Source organism: Gordonia sp. JH63 (assembly GCF_009856645.1).
GTDB classification, from domain to species: domain Bacteria; phylum Actinomycetota; class Actinomycetes; order Mycobacteriales; family Mycobacteriaceae; genus Gordonia; species Gordonia hongkongensis.
Window position 1 is genome coordinate 21480 of sequence record NZ_CP047236.1, and the last position, 17986, is coordinate 39465.

Annotated in this window: 14 protein-coding genes; 9 read left to right on the forward strand and 5 right to left on the reverse strand. The window is 63.4% G+C overall.

Annotation, left to right across the window (positions count from 1 at the left end; genetic code table 11):
• Positions 1-379: 379 nt before the first annotated feature.
• The 8 genes from GR168_RS23045 (at position 380) to GR168_RS23080 (ending at position 11749) form a co-directional block, all read left to right on the forward strand.
• On the forward strand, positions 380-757 hold the full coding sequence (locus GR168_RS23045) for a hypothetical protein (RefSeq protein WP_159372018.1): 378 nt from the start codon (positions 380-382) through the stop codon (positions 755-757).
• A 461-nt stretch (positions 758-1218) separates the two neighbouring features.
• Positions 1219-1464, forward strand: coding sequence for a hypothetical protein (locus GR168_RS23050; protein ID WP_159372019.1), 246 nt, complete (start codon positions 1219-1221; stop codon positions 1462-1464).
• A gap of 468 nt (positions 1465-1932) precedes the next feature.
• On the forward strand, positions 1933-3939 hold the full coding sequence (locus GR168_RS23055; protein ID WP_159372020.1) for a class I SAM-dependent DNA methyltransferase: 2007 nt from the start codon (positions 1933-1935) through the stop codon (positions 3937-3939).
• Positions 3936-5120 carry a restriction endonuclease subunit S gene (locus tag GR168_RS23060; RefSeq protein WP_159372021.1) on the forward strand — a complete coding sequence of 395 codons (1185 nt, stop codon included), beginning with the start codon at positions 3936-3938 and terminating at the stop codon, positions 5118-5120. The genes GR168_RS23055 and GR168_RS23060 overlap by 4 nt, the downstream gene beginning before the upstream one ends.
• 3 nt (positions 5121-5123) lie before the next feature.
• Positions 5124-8342, forward strand: coding sequence for a type I restriction endonuclease (locus tag GR168_RS23065; RefSeq protein ID WP_159372022.1), 3219 nt, complete (start codon positions 5124-5126; stop codon positions 8340-8342).
• Between the two features lie 3 nt (positions 8343-8345).
• Entirely contained in the window at positions 8346-9794 is a 1449-nt protein-coding gene (locus tag GR168_RS24080) for an N-6 DNA methylase (protein WP_238995132.1), read from the forward strand.
• A gap of 15 nt (positions 9795-9809) precedes the next feature.
• On the forward strand, positions 9810-10865 hold the full coding sequence (locus GR168_RS23075; RefSeq protein ID WP_238995133.1) for an N-6 DNA methylase: 1056 nt from the start codon (positions 9810-9812) through the stop codon (positions 10863-10865).
• A gap of 482 nt (positions 10866-11347) precedes the next feature.
• Positions 11348-11749 (forward strand): hypothetical protein, encoded by a 402-nt coding sequence (locus GR168_RS23080; RefSeq protein ID WP_159372023.1) that lies wholly within the window; start codon positions 11348-11350, stop codon positions 11747-11749.
• Positions 11750-11858: 109 nt separating this feature from the next.
• Here GR168_RS23080 and GR168_RS23085 read toward each other — a convergent pair whose 3' ends face one another.
• Entirely contained in the window at positions 11859-12377 is a 519-nt protein-coding gene (locus GR168_RS23085) for a hypothetical protein (protein WP_238995134.1), read from the reverse strand.
• A gap of 142 nt (positions 12378-12519) precedes the next feature.
• Here GR168_RS23085 and GR168_RS23090 point away from each other — a divergent pair, with 142 nt between their 5' ends.
• Positions 12520-14052 (forward strand): SIR2 family protein, encoded by a 1533-nt coding sequence (locus GR168_RS23090; protein ID WP_159372024.1) that lies wholly within the window; start codon positions 12520-12522, stop codon positions 14050-14052.
• Between the two features lie 62 nt (positions 14053-14114).
• Here GR168_RS23090 and GR168_RS23790 read toward each other — a convergent pair whose 3' ends face one another.
• The 4 genes from GR168_RS23790 to GR168_RS23110 all read right to left on the reverse strand — a co-directional run bounded on the left by GR168_RS23790 (position 14115) and on the right by GR168_RS23110 (position 17984).
• On the reverse strand, positions 14115-14678 hold the full coding sequence (locus GR168_RS23790; RefSeq protein ID WP_203235965.1) for a hypothetical protein: 564 nt from the start codon (positions 14676-14678) through the stop codon (positions 14115-14117).
• 252 nt (positions 14679-14930) lie between these two features.
• Positions 14931-16175, reverse strand: coding sequence for an MFS transporter (locus GR168_RS23100; RefSeq protein ID WP_159372025.1), 1245 nt, complete (start codon positions 16173-16175; stop codon positions 14931-14933).
• 11 nt (positions 16176-16186) lie between these two features.
• Complete coding sequence (locus GR168_RS23105) at positions 16187-16363, reverse strand: hypothetical protein (RefSeq protein WP_159372026.1); 177 nt, start codon at positions 16361-16363, stop codon at positions 16187-16189.
• Between the two features lie 70 nt (positions 16364-16433).
• Positions 16434-17984 carry an FUSC family protein gene (locus GR168_RS23110; RefSeq protein ID WP_159372027.1) on the reverse strand — a complete coding sequence of 517 codons (1551 nt, stop codon included), beginning with the start codon at positions 17982-17984 and terminating at the stop codon, positions 16434-16436.
• Between the last annotated feature and the right edge of the window lie 2 nt (positions 17985-17986).

Here is a 17986-nt window from a genome sequence, read left to right on the forward strand (position 1 = left end):
CGTCAGGCACTGGTTAGTCGATTCCCACGGAAGTCCGACAAAGCATCCGTGTCTAGCGGGGCGATACCATCCCCACCATGTCGACGGAGTGGGGATCAGGCACCCGGCACCTCGTCATCGGCGAGAATCGCCTATATACACCTGCATCCTCTGCAATGGGCTAACCCACGACAGATAGTTGACGGAGCTAGAGAATGAGATCGGTACGGCGCTCGATGGAAGGGAGCACAGCAGGTGTAGCGGCGGCGGGCTCGGCGATGGCACGTCTCGCTACTACAGGCTCGGCAGTGACTGCATCAAGCGTAGGCAAGACGTCGTCACCTTGGTCGACAGCATTGCCGGACCCTGGCACCCAGGAACTGCGAGCCGGGACCGAGTCATGAAGAACACCGAGACCCCGAACCCAAGGCAGTATCTCGGATTCGGCTTCGGTCTTCTGCTGATGGGCCTGGCCTGGTTGGTGCATTACTCGAACGAGGAACCTCCACTGCCCGAACAGGTGCCAATCATTGTTCCTGATCCGCAGGTCAAGACCGTAACTCAGGAAGTCGAACGGAGGGCGAGCAGGGAGTGCATCGCATACCTCGATGCGGTTACTGACTTGACGGAGGCCAATGACCTGTTGTCCAAGTCGCGAGGCCGGATTGACAATGTAGCCGCTGATCTGGCAATGAACCTGAGCACGAGCGACTCGTTCGTAGTCAAGCGACTGCGGCGAGAGATGTTCGAGGCTAGTCAAGACTCGGTCCGCGCGTAGGTTGCAATCGGCAAGGCAACTGCACTGCTGAATGATTACGAGCCGGGTGCCGATCCCTGCAGATAGAACGCCATTCCGGAGGAACGACACAGAGGGTTCGAGAGGGATACGAACTCGTCGAAAGTCGAGGGAATTCGATTGTCACGCTTACTTTGTGGCAGTCGGGATCGGCTACCAAGACGTCAACCACGGCAGTGCCCCGGATTGATTCGGATAGCCCGCGGCCGCTAGCGGGCGACGAGTTAAACATGATCGCGCACCGATGCCCTTCACCGTGCGAGTTCGGGTGTCGAGCATCACAAGTCCAGACGTTTGGTTCGCGGTTCTTGCGGGTGGCCGGAAATTGGATCATGTGTGAATGACACATGGGTGAGGCTAGTGACGGATACTAGGCAGGACCGGTGACGCCGCAGGTCGCCGCACCGTCAAGGTCGAAGTCCCTCATTGGAGGAGGAGGACGCATGGCTACCCAAGTCGAACTCATCCAGCAGTTCGTGGCCAAAGAGTTGTCACTCAGCGAGGTGGTGGCGCAGATCGGCTCCGCAGCGCCGTCTAAACGGCTAGAACGACCGGCACGGTCGCTGGCTGACACCGAACGTGACCCGGATCCGTCGATTGGCGACTCCGCGTCTATCAAACTATATGGAGCACTTATGGCCAAGAAGATCAGCCAGTCCGAGTACGACGCTATCTACGCCGCGCTGTAGTGCTAACCACCCGCCTGCGCAGACACTATGCCGCCATACGTCACCACGTTGCCCCGGTCGCGGGGGGTTCAGTTTATCCGTAGGCCGGGGTGGACGTAACTGATGATTATCGGCGTCGATCGGGACAATTCCTGTCGACGATTCGCGATCGTCGCAACAAGGCTTCGCTGAACTCCGCGCTGTAGAGCACAGCCCGAAGGCCGGAACTGAAACGGGGTCAACCTCAGTCGTGAGCGGCGCTCATGTCCTACCGCTGGCTGGGCCCTGGGTCTATGCGAAATGGACTTCAGACTCCGGTCTGCCGCCAGTCCTTCGGGCCGGCGCTCGCGGCTGATCCCTCTCCGCTTGCCGCCGCCGAAGGGTGTGGGCGGGACGCAGTAGATGACGCCAACTAGTGTTTCGAACTGTGCTCATGGGTCAGCAACCGGATCGATGAGACTTGAGAATCGCTTCTAGTTCGGAGTGTCCTTGTCTGTTCTGTCCAGTTTCGTGTGGAGTGTTGCCGACACTCTGCGGGGCCCTTACGCCGAGGCTGAGTATGGCTCGGTGATCCTGCCGTTCACGGTGTTGCGTCGCTTGGAGTGTGTAATGGAGCCTCACCGCGAGGCGATCGCCGAGATCGTCGACAAGTATCCCGGCGAGCAGCAGCGGCGCACTCATCTCAAGATCGCCACTCGTACCGAGGGAAACGCCGGGCTGTCGTTCTGGACCACCAGCCCCTACACACTAGAGAAGGGGCTGCAGGACCCCGATAATTTGGCCCAGAACCTCATCGACTACGTCGGCGGCTTCTCCGCGAACCTGGACGTGTTCAAGTCCTTCGGCTTCGAGAACGTCATCCGAACCCTCGACGAGCGTGACCGTCTCGCCCAGGTCACCCGCCACTTCGCCAAGATCCCACTGTCTCCCGACGACATCTCGAACGCCGACATGGGCGACCTGTTCGAGAACCTCATTTACCGGTTCGCCGAGTCTGCCAACGACGGTGCCGGCCAGTTCTACACCCCGCGCGACGTCGTGAGGCTCCTCGTCGACCTGCTCTACGCCGAGGACACGGAGGCGCTGCGTGACCGCGGTGCCGTCAGGTCAATCTACGATCCGACCGTCGGCACCGGCGGCATGCTTACCGTCGCTGACGAGCACCTGCACGGGTTGAACCCCGACGCATCGACGGCGCTGTTCGGGCAGGAGATCAACCCGCGCACCTATGCGATCTGCAAGGCCGACCTACTCATCAAGGGTCAGGACCCCTCGAACGTCCGGCAGGGCGACACGCTCATCGTCGACCGCTTCGAGGGCCGCCGTTTCGACTACGTGCTGTCGAATCCGCCGTTCGGGACGGACTGGAAGGCTGTCGAGTCCGACGTGAAGAACGAGCACGCGCGGGGTGGACAGGGACGGTTCGCGCCCGGGCTCCCCGCCGTCGGCGACGCAGCCATGCTGTTCTTGCTTCACGTCGCTTCGAAGATGCGCGACGTCGATGACTCGGGCCGCGGTGGCAAGGCTGGCATTGTCCTGAACGGCTCGCCGCTGTCCAACGGCGGCGCGGGCTCCGGGCCGTCGGACATCCGTGGCCACATGCTCGGACTAGACCTGGTCGAGGCCATCGTCGCGCTGCCGAACGACATGTTCTACAACACCGGTATCGCCACCTACCTGTGGATCCTGTCGAACTCAAAGCCTGCCGAACGCAAGAGCCGAGTGCAGTTGATCGACGCCACCGGACTCGGGTCGAAGCTGCGCAAGTCAATCGGCTCCAAGCGCGTCGAGATCGACGATAAGAATCGCGAGGCGATCGTGCGTGTCTTCGCCGGGACTGAAGGTGAGGACGACGACGCCAAAGTGCCGTTAAAAGTGTTCGACAATCTCGACTTCGCTTACTGGACCGTCACGGTCGAGCGTCCACTCCAGCTCCGCTTCGAGTGCACCCCCGATACGATCCGCGCGGTGGCGGAGCACAGAACGCTCGGGAAGATCGCAGGACTGGTTGAAGCCCTCGAATCGTTCAACGACGAGCCATATCTGAACCGGGAGAAGTTCAACAAGGATCTCGGCAGGCACCTCGGCGACCAGGGCCTCCAACTGACCACCGCGCAGCGAAAGACCCTGTGGCAGACAATCGGCGTCCACGACGAGTCCGCCGATATCTGCGTCTACACCTCGGGGGTGAACAAGGGCAAGCCCGAGGCGGACGCAGCGCTTCGCGATACCGAGAACGTGCCGTTCGGCTGGGGTGGCCACCCGAAGTCTCACGAGGCCCTCGATGAGACTGTGCGGGCCTACTTCGACGCCGAGGTAAGGCCGCACGTTGCGAACGCCTGGATCGACAGGTCGAAGACGAAGACCGGCTACGAGATCCCGTTCACCAGGCACTTCTACACCTACGTGCCGCCCAGGCCGCTAGACGAGATCGACGCCGACCTCGAGAGAGTTGTGCGGGAGATCATGACGCTCCTGCGCGAGGTCGAGTCGTGAGAGGCGACGAACTTCAGGATGCAGAAGCGGCCTGGATGACGGGGCTCAGCGTTCCCGCCCGTTGGACCAAATCCCGCGTGAAGCATCTGGTCGAATCGATGCGGGCTGGGGACGCGATCACCGTCGATGCCATCGAGGACTCTGGTGACTACCCGGTATTCGGCGCGAACGGTCTTCGAGGATTCACGTCGAAGCGGACGCATCGAGGAACGCATGTGCTCATCGGCCGCCAGGGAGCGCTCTGCGGAAACGTGCATCTCGTCTCCGGTGAGTTCTGGGCGAGTGAGCACGCGATCGTCGCAACGCCGTCGAGTGGTATCGACGAGCGATGGTTGGCCGCGCTCCTGCGTGTGATGAACCTTGGTCAGTACTCGACAAGTGCGGCCCAGCCTGGCATCGGCGTCGGTCAGATCGCGCCCCTTCACGTGTACGTGCCGTCCACTAACGAGCAGCGCGCTATCGCCGACTTCCTCGACAGCGAGACGTCCCAGATCGACGCTCTCGTAGCCAAGCAGGACGACCTGTTGAGGTTTCTGGCCGAACGTAAGCGATCGGTGCTGGATTGCGTGTTGGCCAGCGTTGGCGGTGAAACTCGACGTTTGCGATGGCTGTACCGCCCCTCTGGTGAGGCGAACAAGCCTGGTGAGGAGGTGCTGTCCGTCTACCGTGAGCACGGCGTCATCCCGAAGTCATCTCGGGCGGACAACTTCAACAAGACCCCCGAAAACGTCGAACGTTACCTCCTCGTTCGGCCTGACGACTTGGTCGTCAACAAGATGAAGGCATGGCAGGGATCGCTGGGGATCTCAGCCCATCGCGGAATCGTCAGCGGGGACTACGAAGTGCTGCGCCCGACGACACCAGACCTAGATCCCGAATATGCCCACTATTGCCTGCGTTCGCCTGAGCTGGTCCTTGAGTATCGACTACGTTCCCGGGGGATCCGCCCTTCCCAGTGGCGTCTCTATTGGCAGGACCTGGCCGACATCGAGCTAGTTGTCCCGCCCATCGTCGAGCAGCGAATCGCCGCTGCTCGGATCAAGTCGGAAACGAACCAGATCGATGTCTTGATCGCCAAGGCCGAGGAGCACATCGCCCTCGCCAAGGAGCGCCGCTCAGCGCTGATTACGGCCGCGGTGACCGGGCAGATCGACGTGCGCACTGCACGGAAGGCGAGCTGAGCCATGGCGGCACCCGACGGCACCCGCGAGGAAGCGTTCGAGATCGAGATCGCCGAGCACCTCGCCGCAAATGGCTGGGAGTACAGCGAGACCGACGACGGCTACGACGCAGAGCGAGCGATCTGGCCGGAGGACGTGCACCAGTGGCTGAGCGAGACACAGCCCGACGAGTACGCGAAGGTCGTCCGGGTCGGCACCGGCGCTGAGGCTGCAGACCGCGACGCCCTGCTGTCCTCCCTCGTGTCGCGCCTGGACACGCCGATGGCGTCCGGGGGCGGCACACTCAACGTGCTGCGCCGGAAGTTCTCCCACACCCGTGGCTCGACAGCGCACCTGCGGATGTGCCAGTTCAGGCCTGCCACGACGCAGAACCGGACGACCACCGAGCGCTACCGGAAAGTGCGGTTGCGGGTGGTCCGTCAGGTGCACTTCTCGCCGAAGCGAGGGGACAGCCGCTCAATCGACCTGGTGCTGTTCATCAATGGGCTGCCGGTCGCGACGATCGAGCTCAAATCGTTCTTCAAGCAAGAGTGGCACACTGCCGTCAGCCAGTACCGGAACGACCGGAACCCGGCCGGTCAGCCGCTGCTCGGCTTCGGCACCCGCGCCCTCGTGCATTTCGCGGTCGACGACGACCAGGTTCACATGACCACGAAGCTAGCGGGGGAGAAGACCCACTTCCTGCCCTTCAATCGCGGCCACGAAGACACCGGTGCCGCGGGCAACCCGCAGAACCCGGACGGGGCCGCCACGTCGTACCTGTGGGAGCACGTCCTGCAGCGCAACAACTGGCTGGCCATCCTCGGATCGCAGGTGTTCCTCAAGACAGAGGCCGGCGAGGACCCCGCATCCGGCAAGATCAAGCGGTCCACCACGCTGATGTTCCCGCGGTACCACCAGTGGCGCGCGGTGAGGAAGCTCGTCGACTCGGTCACGCACGAAGGTCCCGGCCGCCGTTATCTCATCGAGCACTCCGCTGGGTCGGGAAAGACCAACACCATCGCCTGGACGGCGCATCGTTTGGCACGGCTGCACGACGTCGCCAACGAGAAGGTTTTCGACAAGGTCCTGATCGTCTCCGACCGGCGCGTGTTGGACGTGCAGCTTCAGCAGGCCGTCGAGCAGGTCGACGACACCGTCGGCACGGTAGCCGTGATCGACTCGGCCGCTGTGCGCCGCTCCGGCGGCTCGAAGTCCCGCGCGCTGCTCGACGCGCTGACCGGCTCAGCGTTGATCATCGTCGTCACAATCCAGACCTTCCCCTACGTCAAGGGGCTGCTGGAGACCACACTCGGCGACAAGAACTTTGCGGTGATCATCGACGAGGCGCACACCTCGCAGTCTGGCAAGACCTCGTCCGATCTGCGCAAGGTGCTCACCGAGGGCGGCCGGATCGCCACCGCGGAGGAGGTGGACGAGCAAGACGTCGTCAACGAGCTCGTCGGCGAGGACAACGCCAGGGAGCAGCAGATCGCTGGTGAGACTGCGGCCCGCGCCGGCGCGCGGAACGTGTCCCTGCTGGCGTTCACGGCCACGCCGAAGGCCAAGACAAAGACGCTCTTCGGGCGGCAGAACAACGAGGGGTTACCCGTCTCGTTCGACGTCTACCCTATGCGGCAGGCCATCGAGGAGGGCTTCATCCTCGACGTGCTGCGCGGCTACCAGACCTACAGGACCGCGTTCGAGATCGAGCAGCGCGGCGGGGACGGCGTCGTCACCGGCATCATTGAGGGCGGTGACGATCGTCTGGTCGACCCGAAGGTCGCGTCCCGCAAAATCATGCGGTTTGCGAACCTGCATCCGACGAACGTCGGCCAGAAGGTCGAGATTATCGTCGAGCACTTCCGCGCGAACGTTGCCCAGCTCCTCGACGGCCACGCCAAAGCGATGGTCGTTACGGACTCCCGTCAGGCGGCGGTCCGGTACAAGGTCGAGGTCGACAAGTACCTCGCGCAGAAGGGCTACGGCTACCAGTCAATCGTCGCGTTCTCCGACAAGATCAGCGACGACGAGTATGGACTGACCGACGTCACCGAGGCGTCGATGAATCCCGGTCTCGGTGCTGACCTGGCCAAGGAGTTCCGCCGGCCCGAGTATCGACTGATGCTTGTGGCCGACAAGTTCCAGACCGGCTTCGACCAGCCTCTGCTGTGCGCGATGTACGTCGACAAGAAGCTCCCCGACGTGCATGCCGTGCAGACGCTGTCGCGGCTAAACCGGACCTATCGCGCGCCGTCGGGCGAGGTAAAGGACCGCACCTACGTGCTCGACTTCGTAAACGACCCGGTGGAGATCCGCGACGCGTTCCTGACGTACTACCTCGAGGCCCACGTCGAGACTGCCACCGACCCCAACCTGGTGCACCAGCTCGCGACCAAACTGGCCCAGGCGCGGATCTACACGCCTCAGGACGTCTCGCGCTATGCCGAGGCGTGGTGGACCCCGACCCAGTCGCACGCCGCGCTGGCCGCCGCCGTGACCCCAGCCCGGGACGAGTTCGCGAGCCGGTGGTTCGAGGCTATAGACCAACGGGACAGCCAAATGCGCGACGAGCTGCGAACCTTCCGCAAGGACTGCGTCTCCTACGTGCGCCTCTATGACTTCATGTCACAGGTCGTCGACTACGGCACCAGCAACCTCGAGAAGCTCGCGGAGTTCCTGCGCCAATTGTCGCGCCTGCTGCCCTCCGACGATCCGGGCGCGGACGTCGACGTCTCCGGGCTCGAGCTGCGCCGGGTTCGCCAGATCGACCAGGGCAGAGCCGACATAGGTCTGTCGGGCTACCAGGAGACCCCTGGACTGGAGGGGATCACCAGCGTCGGGTCCGGAGTTTCGCGACCCGACCCACAGCAGGAGCTGTTGTCGGAGGTCGTTGCCCGGATCAACTCGCTGTTCGGTGCAGAGTTCGCCGACCCGCAGATCGAAGGATTCGTCATCGCTGCCGCTGGCATGGCCGAAGAGGACGAGCGCATCGTCGAGCAGATCCATCACAACGCCGTCGACCAGTTCCTTGCTTCGCCGGAGCTGCGCGAGACGTTGACCGACGCCGCGGTGCTCAACGAAGGCGCGTTCGGCAAGCTCACCGGCGCGCTGACCGGCGAGAACGAACGCGCCGACGAGTTCATCCGGCTGATTGGCCAGTATCTATACCACTCGCGCCGGATGCGGATGACGGATGAGACGGATTCGGAGGACGCCGTGGCCTCTGACGAAGGCGAGTAGGCAATGGCGACAAAGAGCGCACCGCACCCGGCGATTCGCGCGGTGCTCGAAGACTCCGACACAGTGCCGTATTCCGACTGGGACCGCGGTCCGGTTGGACCGGAGCACGCGACGAGCGTGTCCTTGGCGCAGGCTCTTGCTGTCGGCATCCTCAGTCGCCTCGATCCGAGTCGAATGTCTGTCGACCTCTGGGATCCTGCGGTCGGCTTGGGGTTCGCCGGTTTTCTCCTAGTCGATGCGCTCCAGTCATCGGGAGTGCAGGTCCGCTACCGCGGTCAGGACATCAACGACGCCGCCGTGTCCGTGAGCCGACGTCGATTTGAGGCGGTCGACGACGCCGAAATCGCTCATGCGGATACGTTGACGCACGACGCTTTCAAGGATTTCAGCGCCGATCTGGTGATCGTCGACGCGCCTTGGGGGATGGACTGGAGGGGCTCGGCAACGGCTGTCGAAGCGCGGCAGTCAAACGGCGAGTTCGGGTTCGGCCTCCCGCAGCGCTCTGACAGCACCTGGCTGTTCATCTCCTTGGCCCTCGAGAAGCTTCATCCGGCCGAGCAGGGCGGGGGACGTGTCGCCGCATTGGTAAACCCGGGCGCGCTGAGTGCCGGCACTGCAACCGGAGCGGTGCGGCAACGAATCGTCGACGCCGGCCTTTTAGAATCGGTCACCCGGCTCCCCGACGGCCTTGCGCCGAACACGGCTATTCCCCTCTACCTTCTAACCTTCTCGAACAACGCTAGCGACGTCTCCCGGAACAGAGCGATGGTCGCCGATCTGCAGACGATGTTCACCACGGAGCGCCGCCGCAGGTCGATCCCGGCCGAGGCGTTCTTCGAGCTCGAATCCGGGCTCCGGACAAATAAGTCGGGCCCCCGCAACCGCACCATCAGCACTCGCCAGTTCATACGCAGAGACGCACGGCTGTCGCGCGTCACGAGCAAAGGCCGTCAGCTCTCTTGGCGCGTCACCACGTACAACGACACGGAGATCGACGATGGACTGCTGGAGGCCCGCTATGGGCCCGACTCCGGAGTCGCACTGACCGAGGAGCCGCGCTCGACCGTCGACCTCGATCCCAGCCGAATCTTCGGAGACGAGTCGCTCGAGCTGCTGCGAGACATGGCCGCAAAACGCTGGCCAAGCCGGCGTCTGAGCAGTCTCCTCGCACGAGAGCCCGAAACCAAAACTGATCCGAACGACGAGCACAACGAGCGGTGGTTGTTCGTGCCCACCAGGGCTGGCAGAGCCGCCACCGACCTGTCCGAGACGGACGCAGGCGGACGGGTCCTAGCAATCCAGCTCGACGACAACTCGGTCTACCTGCCCTTCATGGCGGCGTGGCTCAACTCGGAGCAGGGCGTCGCCAGTCGACTCCGTGCGATCGGCGAGGGAAGCTCGGGCCACCATCTCAACGCGTTGCGGTCGGACGCCAACTCATTGATGCGGTAGGCCGACGAGCTCCTCGTGCCCATCCCGGATCTCGGCGTCCAGCGCGCCCTCGCGTCGGCGGACGAGCGGCTCGGCTCGTTCCAGGCGGACCTCGGCGCCCGACGGGCGAGCATCTGGTCGGAGCCGGAGAACGCTGACGAGGTGGTGAGCAAGGTCGCTAGCGCGTTCGACGACTCGCTGACGACCTGGCTCGACCAACTCCCGTACCCGATTGCATCGGCGCTGTGGACCGCAGAGTCCGCCCAGTCGGTGGGTGAGCAGCAGCGCGCCTATCTCCACGCCTGGGAGGCAATCGTGACCTTCCACGCGACGGTCCTGCTGTCCGCGAGCCGTAGCGATCCGGGCAGTAGCAACGAGACCGAGGCCGCAATCCGTCAAACCCTTCATGAGCAGCACTTAGGGATCGAGAAGGCTTCGTTCGGAACCTGGGTAGTCATTGTCGAGAAGACGTCGAAGAACCTGCGCAGCGTGTTAGAGGATGGTGACGCCGATGACGAGGCCCGTGTCCGCCGCGCGTTCGCCGAACTTGGCCGCGCCGGCATCGCGCGGCTTATCTCGAAAGACATCGTCACGAAGTTCAAGGAGGTGAACGGTAAGCGTAACCGGTGGTCTGGCCACACGGGGTACACCCCGGAGCAGGAACTGAGGACGCAGGTCGACTCGCTCCACTCAGACCTTAGAGAGCTCCGCGGGATCCTCGGAAACGTCTGGTCACAGCTCGTGCTGGTCCGCCCCGGTAGCGCCAAGCGCCGCCGCGACGGCCTCGTCCAGACCGCCGAGGTCGCCGTGGGGACTCGGACACCCTTTGCAACCCGGGAGTTCGCCGTGGGGGACCACATGTTCGAAGACGAGCTCTATCTCGTCCGGGACGGGTCACAGTCGCCGTTGCGGCTGGGCCACTTCGTGCAGCTCCGCGCCGCGCCGAGCAGTGCTCAGTTCACCACGTACTTCTACAACCGGACCGAGGGGCGCAGCGTCCGCATGGTCAGCTACCAGTACGGGCCCGAGAGCGAACTGCACGACGACGTGGAGAGCCTCCTTGCGGACTTCGGGGGACTCACGGAGGCATAAGTGCGCTCGCGTCACAGTGCGCGCGGCCATTCGGTGTCGGACCGCGCCGATACCGAGATGTGGCCACGGAAGGGAAGACAATGGCGGCCGACGTGCGATCTGTCTACAACCGACTGCTAACAGAGCGGGGGACTGGAGCGACCGATCAACCGGGTGGGCTATGAGCGAGGACGATTGACCGTTCCTCATCGGACGGTGGGTTCACGGCAAGTGATGCTGCCTGGCAATCGTGACCGTCGAGATTTGGCTGCGATCTCAGCGCCTTTGTCTTGAAACTAATTGCGGCAGAGTCGAATTAGACACTATTCACCGGCAGCACTCACGTACGGTCTTTCCAGCGCTCGTTGGCTTTTTGTCGGGTCATGCCAGTAGCTGCGCCGATGTCAGTCCACGAGCGACCCAGCCGACGGGCCTTGTTCATTGCGGCGTCGAGCTGTGCGTCGGCGTTCCTGCGGGCATCCACGACCGCCCGGACCCGGCGAATGACGAATGTGGAGTCCTGGCGCGCGGGTTTCACTCAAGGCCTAGAGCCCTTGCAGAGCGACGACGAGTTTCTGGAAGTCCTCGGTGCGTACACCGCCAGGAACTGGAAGCCAATCGAGCGGGTAGGTGAGGTCGAAGTCCGGATGAACGACATCGACATCCCACCGGAAGGGTTGATCGCGGTGGTGACGTACCAGCGTGCCGCCCCACCATTCTGGGGCGCCCATTTCCGTGGAAAGGTCGCCGAATCCGGGCTTCGTTACGGCGGTGGACAGGGAGGTGGGAGTCGGCAGACCGACAAGTTCCGATTGGATTCGTACGTCGATACCGACGTACGTCGTATCGCCGAGGTAGTCGACGCCTCCATCGATTACGCCAACGACACCTTTCGAGCAGAATGAACTTGCCGCTGCGCAGCGTGCACTGGGGACACGCCACTAGAGCTGGCTGCGCCCTACGGACCCACCATCCGGGGTGGGGGGCGCGCGCTCCATCAGCACCGAAGTCACGTCACACCCTGTCCCTCCAACGCTCGTTTGCCGACTGCCGTGTCATTCCTGCCGCTGCTCCGATGTCAGCCCATGACCGGCCCAGACGGCGAGCCTTGGTAACTGCGGCGTCGAGTCGCGCGTCGGCGTCCCTGCGAGAATCCGCGGCCGTCCGAAGCTCGGCGTCGACATCGAGAGGGTCGAGATGGTCACGCTGCCACACCGCACGTGCGGCCTCAGCGACCTCAGGCCGCTCGTCGGCGTGGACGTCGTTGTCGGGGGCGAACACGCGATGCCGGGCCAGGTCCTCAAGGGACGCCGAGGGCACGCGCGACCACTGCACCGGATCGGTCCAGGTCGACACCTCGGAACTGGATCGGCGAGCGCGAGCGCAATCGCAGCGCAATAACCAGCCGACAATTTCGGCCGACGGCCGACGATGATCCTCGTCCGGACTCCGGCCGGTCTCGATGAGCTCGTAGTCCACGCCGTCGACCATGGTCGACCCGTGGCTCACGGCCCCGTCCACGAAGAACGCCACCAATGCCAATATTCACCGACCTGGTGCTCGGTCCACCAGCTAGCAGGCCGTTGGGTCAGGCCCTCACCGCCTGACGGCGGCAAGTGCGACAGGCTGATGGGTGGAGGCGTTGTCGTCGCGACAGAGCACATATGCTTTCGAGATGGGACCCATCGCCGACTACCTAGGCCCTCACCTGCGCTCACTTGCAGGCCCTTTCTTGTTTGTCGGCTCTGGGATTTCGAGGCGATACGTCGGTCTTCCTGATTGGGAGGGACTGCTCTCACACTTCGCGGACTTCACCGATCGGCCGTTCAACTACTATCGTGGCCGCGCGAAGGGCGACCTTCCCCTAGCTGCGACCATGCTGAGCGACGATTTTTACGAAGTGTGGTGGAAGCTCGACGAGTTTGCAGCCTCTCGTGAGCTTAACGGCGACGATGTTGACGAGCCAGCATCCGCACTGAAAATCGAAATCGCCCGTTATGTGGACGATGAGGTTGCGAGCATGTCAGTCCCGCGGTCCTTGCGGCGAGAGTTTGACTTGTTTAAGGCAGTTACCGCGGAGGGTATTATTACCACCAATTACGATGCGCTGCTGCAACAAGTGTTTCCGGATTACACGACCTTTGTAGGCCAGGAGGAGCTGCTCTTCGCTGACACGCACGGTATCGCGGAGGTGTACATGATCCATGGATCATCGGCGAGGCCCAACAGCCTGGTCCTTACGCAAAGCGACTACACCAACTTCAACGACCGAAACGCCTACCTTGCCGCCAAGCTAATGACCGTTTTTGTGGAGCATCCTGTGCTCTTCCTTGGCTACAGCATGAACGACGGCAACGTCAGGGCAATACTGGAGTCGCTGACAACTGCAATGGGCGGCGCGAATGCAGAGAAATTACGCGACCGCCTACTCTTTGTGAATTGGCAACCGAAGGCACCGCCGGAAGTCCGTACACGCACTGTCAGCCTTACTGCAGGCGACATTGAGGCACGCGAACTAGTAGTTCCTGACTTTCTCGAGCTATTCGAGGTGCTTGGTGAGCGTGAGCGTGCGCTACCGGCCAGAGTGCTGCGGCATCTGAAGTCCCAAGTGTATCAACTGGTGCAAAGTAACGATCCCGGAGGCCACTTGACCTACCATGTGGCTGACATAGACGGTGATGAGGACCTAGTACCCGATGTAGTCTTCGGCGTAGGGGCGAAGATGACCTATAGGGGAATGGTTGGTCTGACCCGGTGGGATATAGTCGATGATCTCATTGGGCAACCGGACCTCGATCTCGACTGCGTCGAAATGGTCAAAGAGGTGATACCGAAGTTCGCGATAACCACTCACGTGCCTTGTTTTAAATATTTGCGAGGAATGGGCGCGCTTACTAAGGCTGGCGATGTCAGAAAAGATGCAATCGTTCCTGAACGAGTTCGAACCCGCGCAGCCGCAGTAAAGGATAATTTGGGGAAACTATCGACCGCGGCATCTGAGACGATCGATGACCTAGTCAATGGAGAGGGCGTCGAGTGGGTGATTTACCACGCCTTCACTCTGCCGACGCGAACCGACGACACCGAGGGGCTTCGAGACTTGATCGAGTCGGAACGCCCCCGGCGGGTTGGGAAGTTCATGAGCCAGTATGCCAAGCTAGCGGTCGCCTACGACTGGATGCGCTACGGGCCTGCACCAGGAACATAGACGGCATTGTTGTCAAGGGTGGAAATAGGTCCTCCCGCCACTGCGCGAATTTACGATTGCGCTCAGTCGCCGCGACCTTTCCAGCGTTCGTTTGCGGATTGTCGGGTCATGCCAGCGGCGGCGCCGATGTCGGCCCACGAGCGGCCGAGCCGGCGGGCTTTGGCCACCGCGGCGTCGAGTCGCGCGTCGGCGTCCCTGCGGGCATCCGCGGCGGCCCGTATCTCGTCTACGACGCCGATCGGGTCGAGATGCTCGCGCCGCCACACTACTCGTGCGGCATCCGCGACCTCAGACCGCTCGTCGGCGTGAACGTCGGTGTCGGGGGCAAACACCCGGTGGCGGGTGAGGTCCTCGAGGGACGCTGAGGGTACCCGCGTCCACTGGATGGGATGGGTCCAGGTCGACACCTCGGAACTTGACCGGCGGGCGCAACTGCAGGTCAACAGCCACCCGACGATCTCGGCCGACGGCCGCCGCAGATCCTCGTCCGGCCGCCGGGCGGTCTCGACGACCTCGTAGTCCACGCCGTCGATCATGGTCGACCCGAGGCTCTCGGCCCCGTCGTCGAACACAGCCACCAACGCCGCCTCGTGCAAGTGCGTGTCGCTCTCGTGCATCCAGCCCATGCAGATAGGGTAGACCCGTGATGTCAGGCTGGCCAGACATGCGTAAGCATTCCGTCAGGGTTACCTGACATAAGGTACATTATCGGCGTAACCGGTTGGTTCGCAACACATTTCGTCACCAGTGACGAAAGTGTACGGGAATATGGTTTCGGCCACTTGCAGGCGGATCGTCGGGCTGAAACCCACATCCGCACACGCACGCACGAACGTGTCGTGCATCGTCGGACTGCACCGAGCGATAACGTCGGCACGTCATGATGCGGGCAAGCGCGGCGAGCGTGCGTGCAGCAACTCCTCTACCGACCACCGGTGGGCGGTGCCTACGCCCGCCGCGCCGATGCCCACGCCGACGATGACGAGTAGCCATAAAGAGGCTGTCCATGAGCCGGTGACGTCTCGGAGAACCCCCACTCCCAGCGGTCCGATGACCGCGAACGTGAAGCCGATCCCCTGGACAAACCCGGAGAGTGCCGACGTGGCTTCCGTGCCCTGCGCGTGGCGGCCGATCATCGACAGTGTCCAGGCGAAGCTGCCCGCACCGAACCCGATGAGCGCAGACCACAACCAGGTCGCCGTTGTCGGCCAACAGAGGACTCCGAGCCATCCGAGGGCCGTTGCCGCGGCGAGGACCGAGATTGCACCGCGCTGTCCGACGAGGCGGGTCAGCACTGGAAGCAGGACCATGGTCGGAATGCCGATGCCGGTCAGCAACGCGAGTTGGGCTGCTGCCGCGACGCTGTCGAAGCCGGCATCGATGAGTATCGCCGGATACCAACCCATCTGGGCATAGGCTTGAGCGGTGACGAATCCGAAGCACACCGTCAGGAACCACACAGGACGTAGCAGAATGAGCTGACGTGTCCGGACTGTCGATGTGGCGACAGCCGAGGGCTTGCCGCAGCCCGTGCCGACCAGCAGCCACAGACAGGCGCCTACGACGGCAATCACTGCGGTACCCGCCAGGGCGACCCGCCAGCCCCAGATCTGTTGCAGCCAACCGGTCTGCGCCGCGCCCAGAGCCGCCCCACCGATGATCGCAGCGGCGCACACCGCGCTCACAGCCGGAACATGCCGAGGGAAGTACGCCTTGACCGCCGCCGGGATCAGCACATTCCCGATCGCGATCGCCGACAGGATCAGCAGTGTCGCGGCGGCGAACACCACGCCACCACCGGCAGCCGCACGGCCGACAGTGCCGACACCGATCGCGACGAGGACCAAGACCGCGACTCGACGCAGCCCCAGACGGAAGACCCGCGGACCCAGCCACAACCCGATGCCGGCGAAACACAGCACGGGCGCGGTGGTCAGCAAGCTGGTCATCAGCTGCGATAACTGCAGCGCCAGTTGGACATCAGGGAGGACCACGGCCAGGCTGCTGATCGGTGATCGGAGGGTCAATCCCAGGAATATGACGGCAAGGACAGTGATCACCACCAGCACGCCGCGAGACGCCGCCGCGGGGTGACTTTCCTCCGTCGTGGAAGCGGGGGTCACCGATTCGCCGCTCATCGACGAGTTCGGCCGTCGTGGATGAACACGGCACAGGCGACAACAAGCGTGGCGACCGCCAACGACAGCAGAATCGGTCCGTGACCGGCGGTAACGATGGCGAGTCCCAGGCTGATGCCCACCAGGAGACCCAGGAGTTGTCTGCGTCGCGAGGAGAAGATCGAGGAGGCCACGTCGGTAACACTTCCAGTCGAGGAATATCGTCTCGGTGCGCAGCTCACATGAGCTGCGTTCGTGGGTAATTCATAACGGCGTCGTCTCTTGCACCGCCCGGAAACCCTCGTGTTCGACCTGCGAGACCTCTTCGTTGTTCACTGTGCCAGTCCAGTACTCGCCCGACGCCGTGGAATGAGCTTCTCGCAGTACGGTGAGCGCGTGAAGCAGACGTCGGCGTGCTTCGTCGGTGCGGTCGTGGGCAAATCGGTGCAACTCGGTACGAGCGGCGGCCAACGCCGACTCGACGTTCCGGTGGGCCCGCGGATGGGGTATGAGAACGGCACATAGGACACCGACCGCTGCTCCGATCACGGTGTCGGTGAGGCGATCGGCCGACAACGAACCGGCCGCACTCGGATGAGCAATCGCCGTCAACAGCATCGCCGTCGGCGTGATCAGCACCATGCCGTACCCATAGTTGCGCACGACCAGCATCTCACCCACGGTGACGAAGACAATGATCAACATCGCGATCAGGACGGGTTCGCTGGCGGACGTGAGCACAGCGAAGGCGATGCCGACGCCGAGCAATGATCCCGCTACTCTCTGCAGAACCCGAGCCAGGCTGCCAGCTGCATTGGTCACCGCCAGGACCGCCACCGCGGTGATCGCTGCCCAGTACGAATGCCCCACACCCAGCGCCAGCGCCACCGCCCCGGCAGCCATGGCTCCGACGAGGGTTCTGATGGCTCCGGGCATGAGTGTCGAGTTCGGGTGCAGTGCCCGCAGGAGAGCCCGAAGCCGACTGGGTGCAGCTGTCGAGGTGCGGGCTGGCCGTGAAACATCGGAGGCTGATGTCTGCCGACGCCGGCGCGCGACATCACGGGCCAGTGCTCGCAGATGTCCTCGTTCGGCGTCATCGACACCGTTGCGGCTCAGCATCGTCGACTCTGCTCTGTCGACCGCCCGGTCGAGCGATGCCAGCCGTTCGACCTGCCGAGCGGAGCGGCAACGACCGATCGCGTTGCGGGCGAGCAGAACAGATTGCGCACATGCGACGCGGCCGGCAGGCGCAGTGGCGTCTGGGGCGGCGGCAGCCCGCAGGGCGCGCGCTACCGTGATCTGCAGTGGCCCGTAGGGGTTGACGATCCAGCCACTCATGCACACCATCCAGGCCCACACCGCTCCGACAGAGCACATGAGGAAGACCTCCGCCAATGGCGGCGTGGAGTCGACGAACGCTGTCGTGGCACAACTGAATGCCACGATCAGCCCACCGGGCGGGCCTGTGGCGGCCGCATCAAAACCGATTTTGGCCAGCGCGGCCACACCCGCCACGACCAGGAGTCGAAGGTAGTCGTTCGACAGGCCGGCGGCCGCGGCGCCGATCACCACGGCAGCGGTCAGGGCAATACCCACCCCGGCCAACAATGATGCGCGTTCCCGATACGGGGCGTTCTTGCCGTACAGGGACACCAGACTGCCCAGCGAGAGGTAGGCGGCCCAGTGATGCCACCCGCAGCTCACCGCGACCAGCAGCGGCACGCCCACTGCAATGCCGACGCGAAGCGACGGCGCAAGGTAGGCGTCGACGGACCGTGGCCGAAGGCTCGCGCGCACGTGGGCGGTGATTCCCATTG

Coding starts and splice junctions, on each gene's coding strand:
- GR168_RS23045 (WP_159372018.1), top strand. CDS start 380: ATGAAGAACACCGAGACCCCGAACCCAAGGCAGTATCTCGGATTCGGC.
- GR168_RS23050 (WP_159372019.1), top strand. CDS start 1,219: ATGGCTACCCAAGTCGAACTCATCCAGCAGTTCGTGGCCAAAGAGTTG.
- GR168_RS23065 (WP_159372022.1), top strand. CDS start 5,124: ATGGCGGCACCCGACGGCACCCGCGAGGAAGCGTTCGAGATCGAGATC.
- GR168_RS24080 (WP_238995132.1), top strand. CDS start 8,346: ATGGCGACAAAGAGCGCACCGCACCCGGCGATTCGCGCGGTGCTCGAA.
- GR168_RS23080 (WP_159372023.1), top strand. CDS start 11,348: ATGACGAATGTGGAGTCCTGGCGCGCGGGTTTCACTCAAGGCCTAGAG.
- GR168_RS23090 (WP_159372024.1), top strand. CDS start 12,520: ATGGGACCCATCGCCGACTACCTAGGCCCTCACCTGCGCTCACTTGCA.
- GR168_RS23790 (WP_203235965.1), bottom strand. CDS start 14,678: ATGGGCTGGATGCACGAGAGCGACACGCACTTGCACGAGGCGGCGTTG.
- GR168_RS23110 (WP_159372027.1), bottom strand. CDS start 17,984: ATGGGAATCACCGCCCACGTGCGCGCGAGCCTTCGGCCACGGTCCGTC.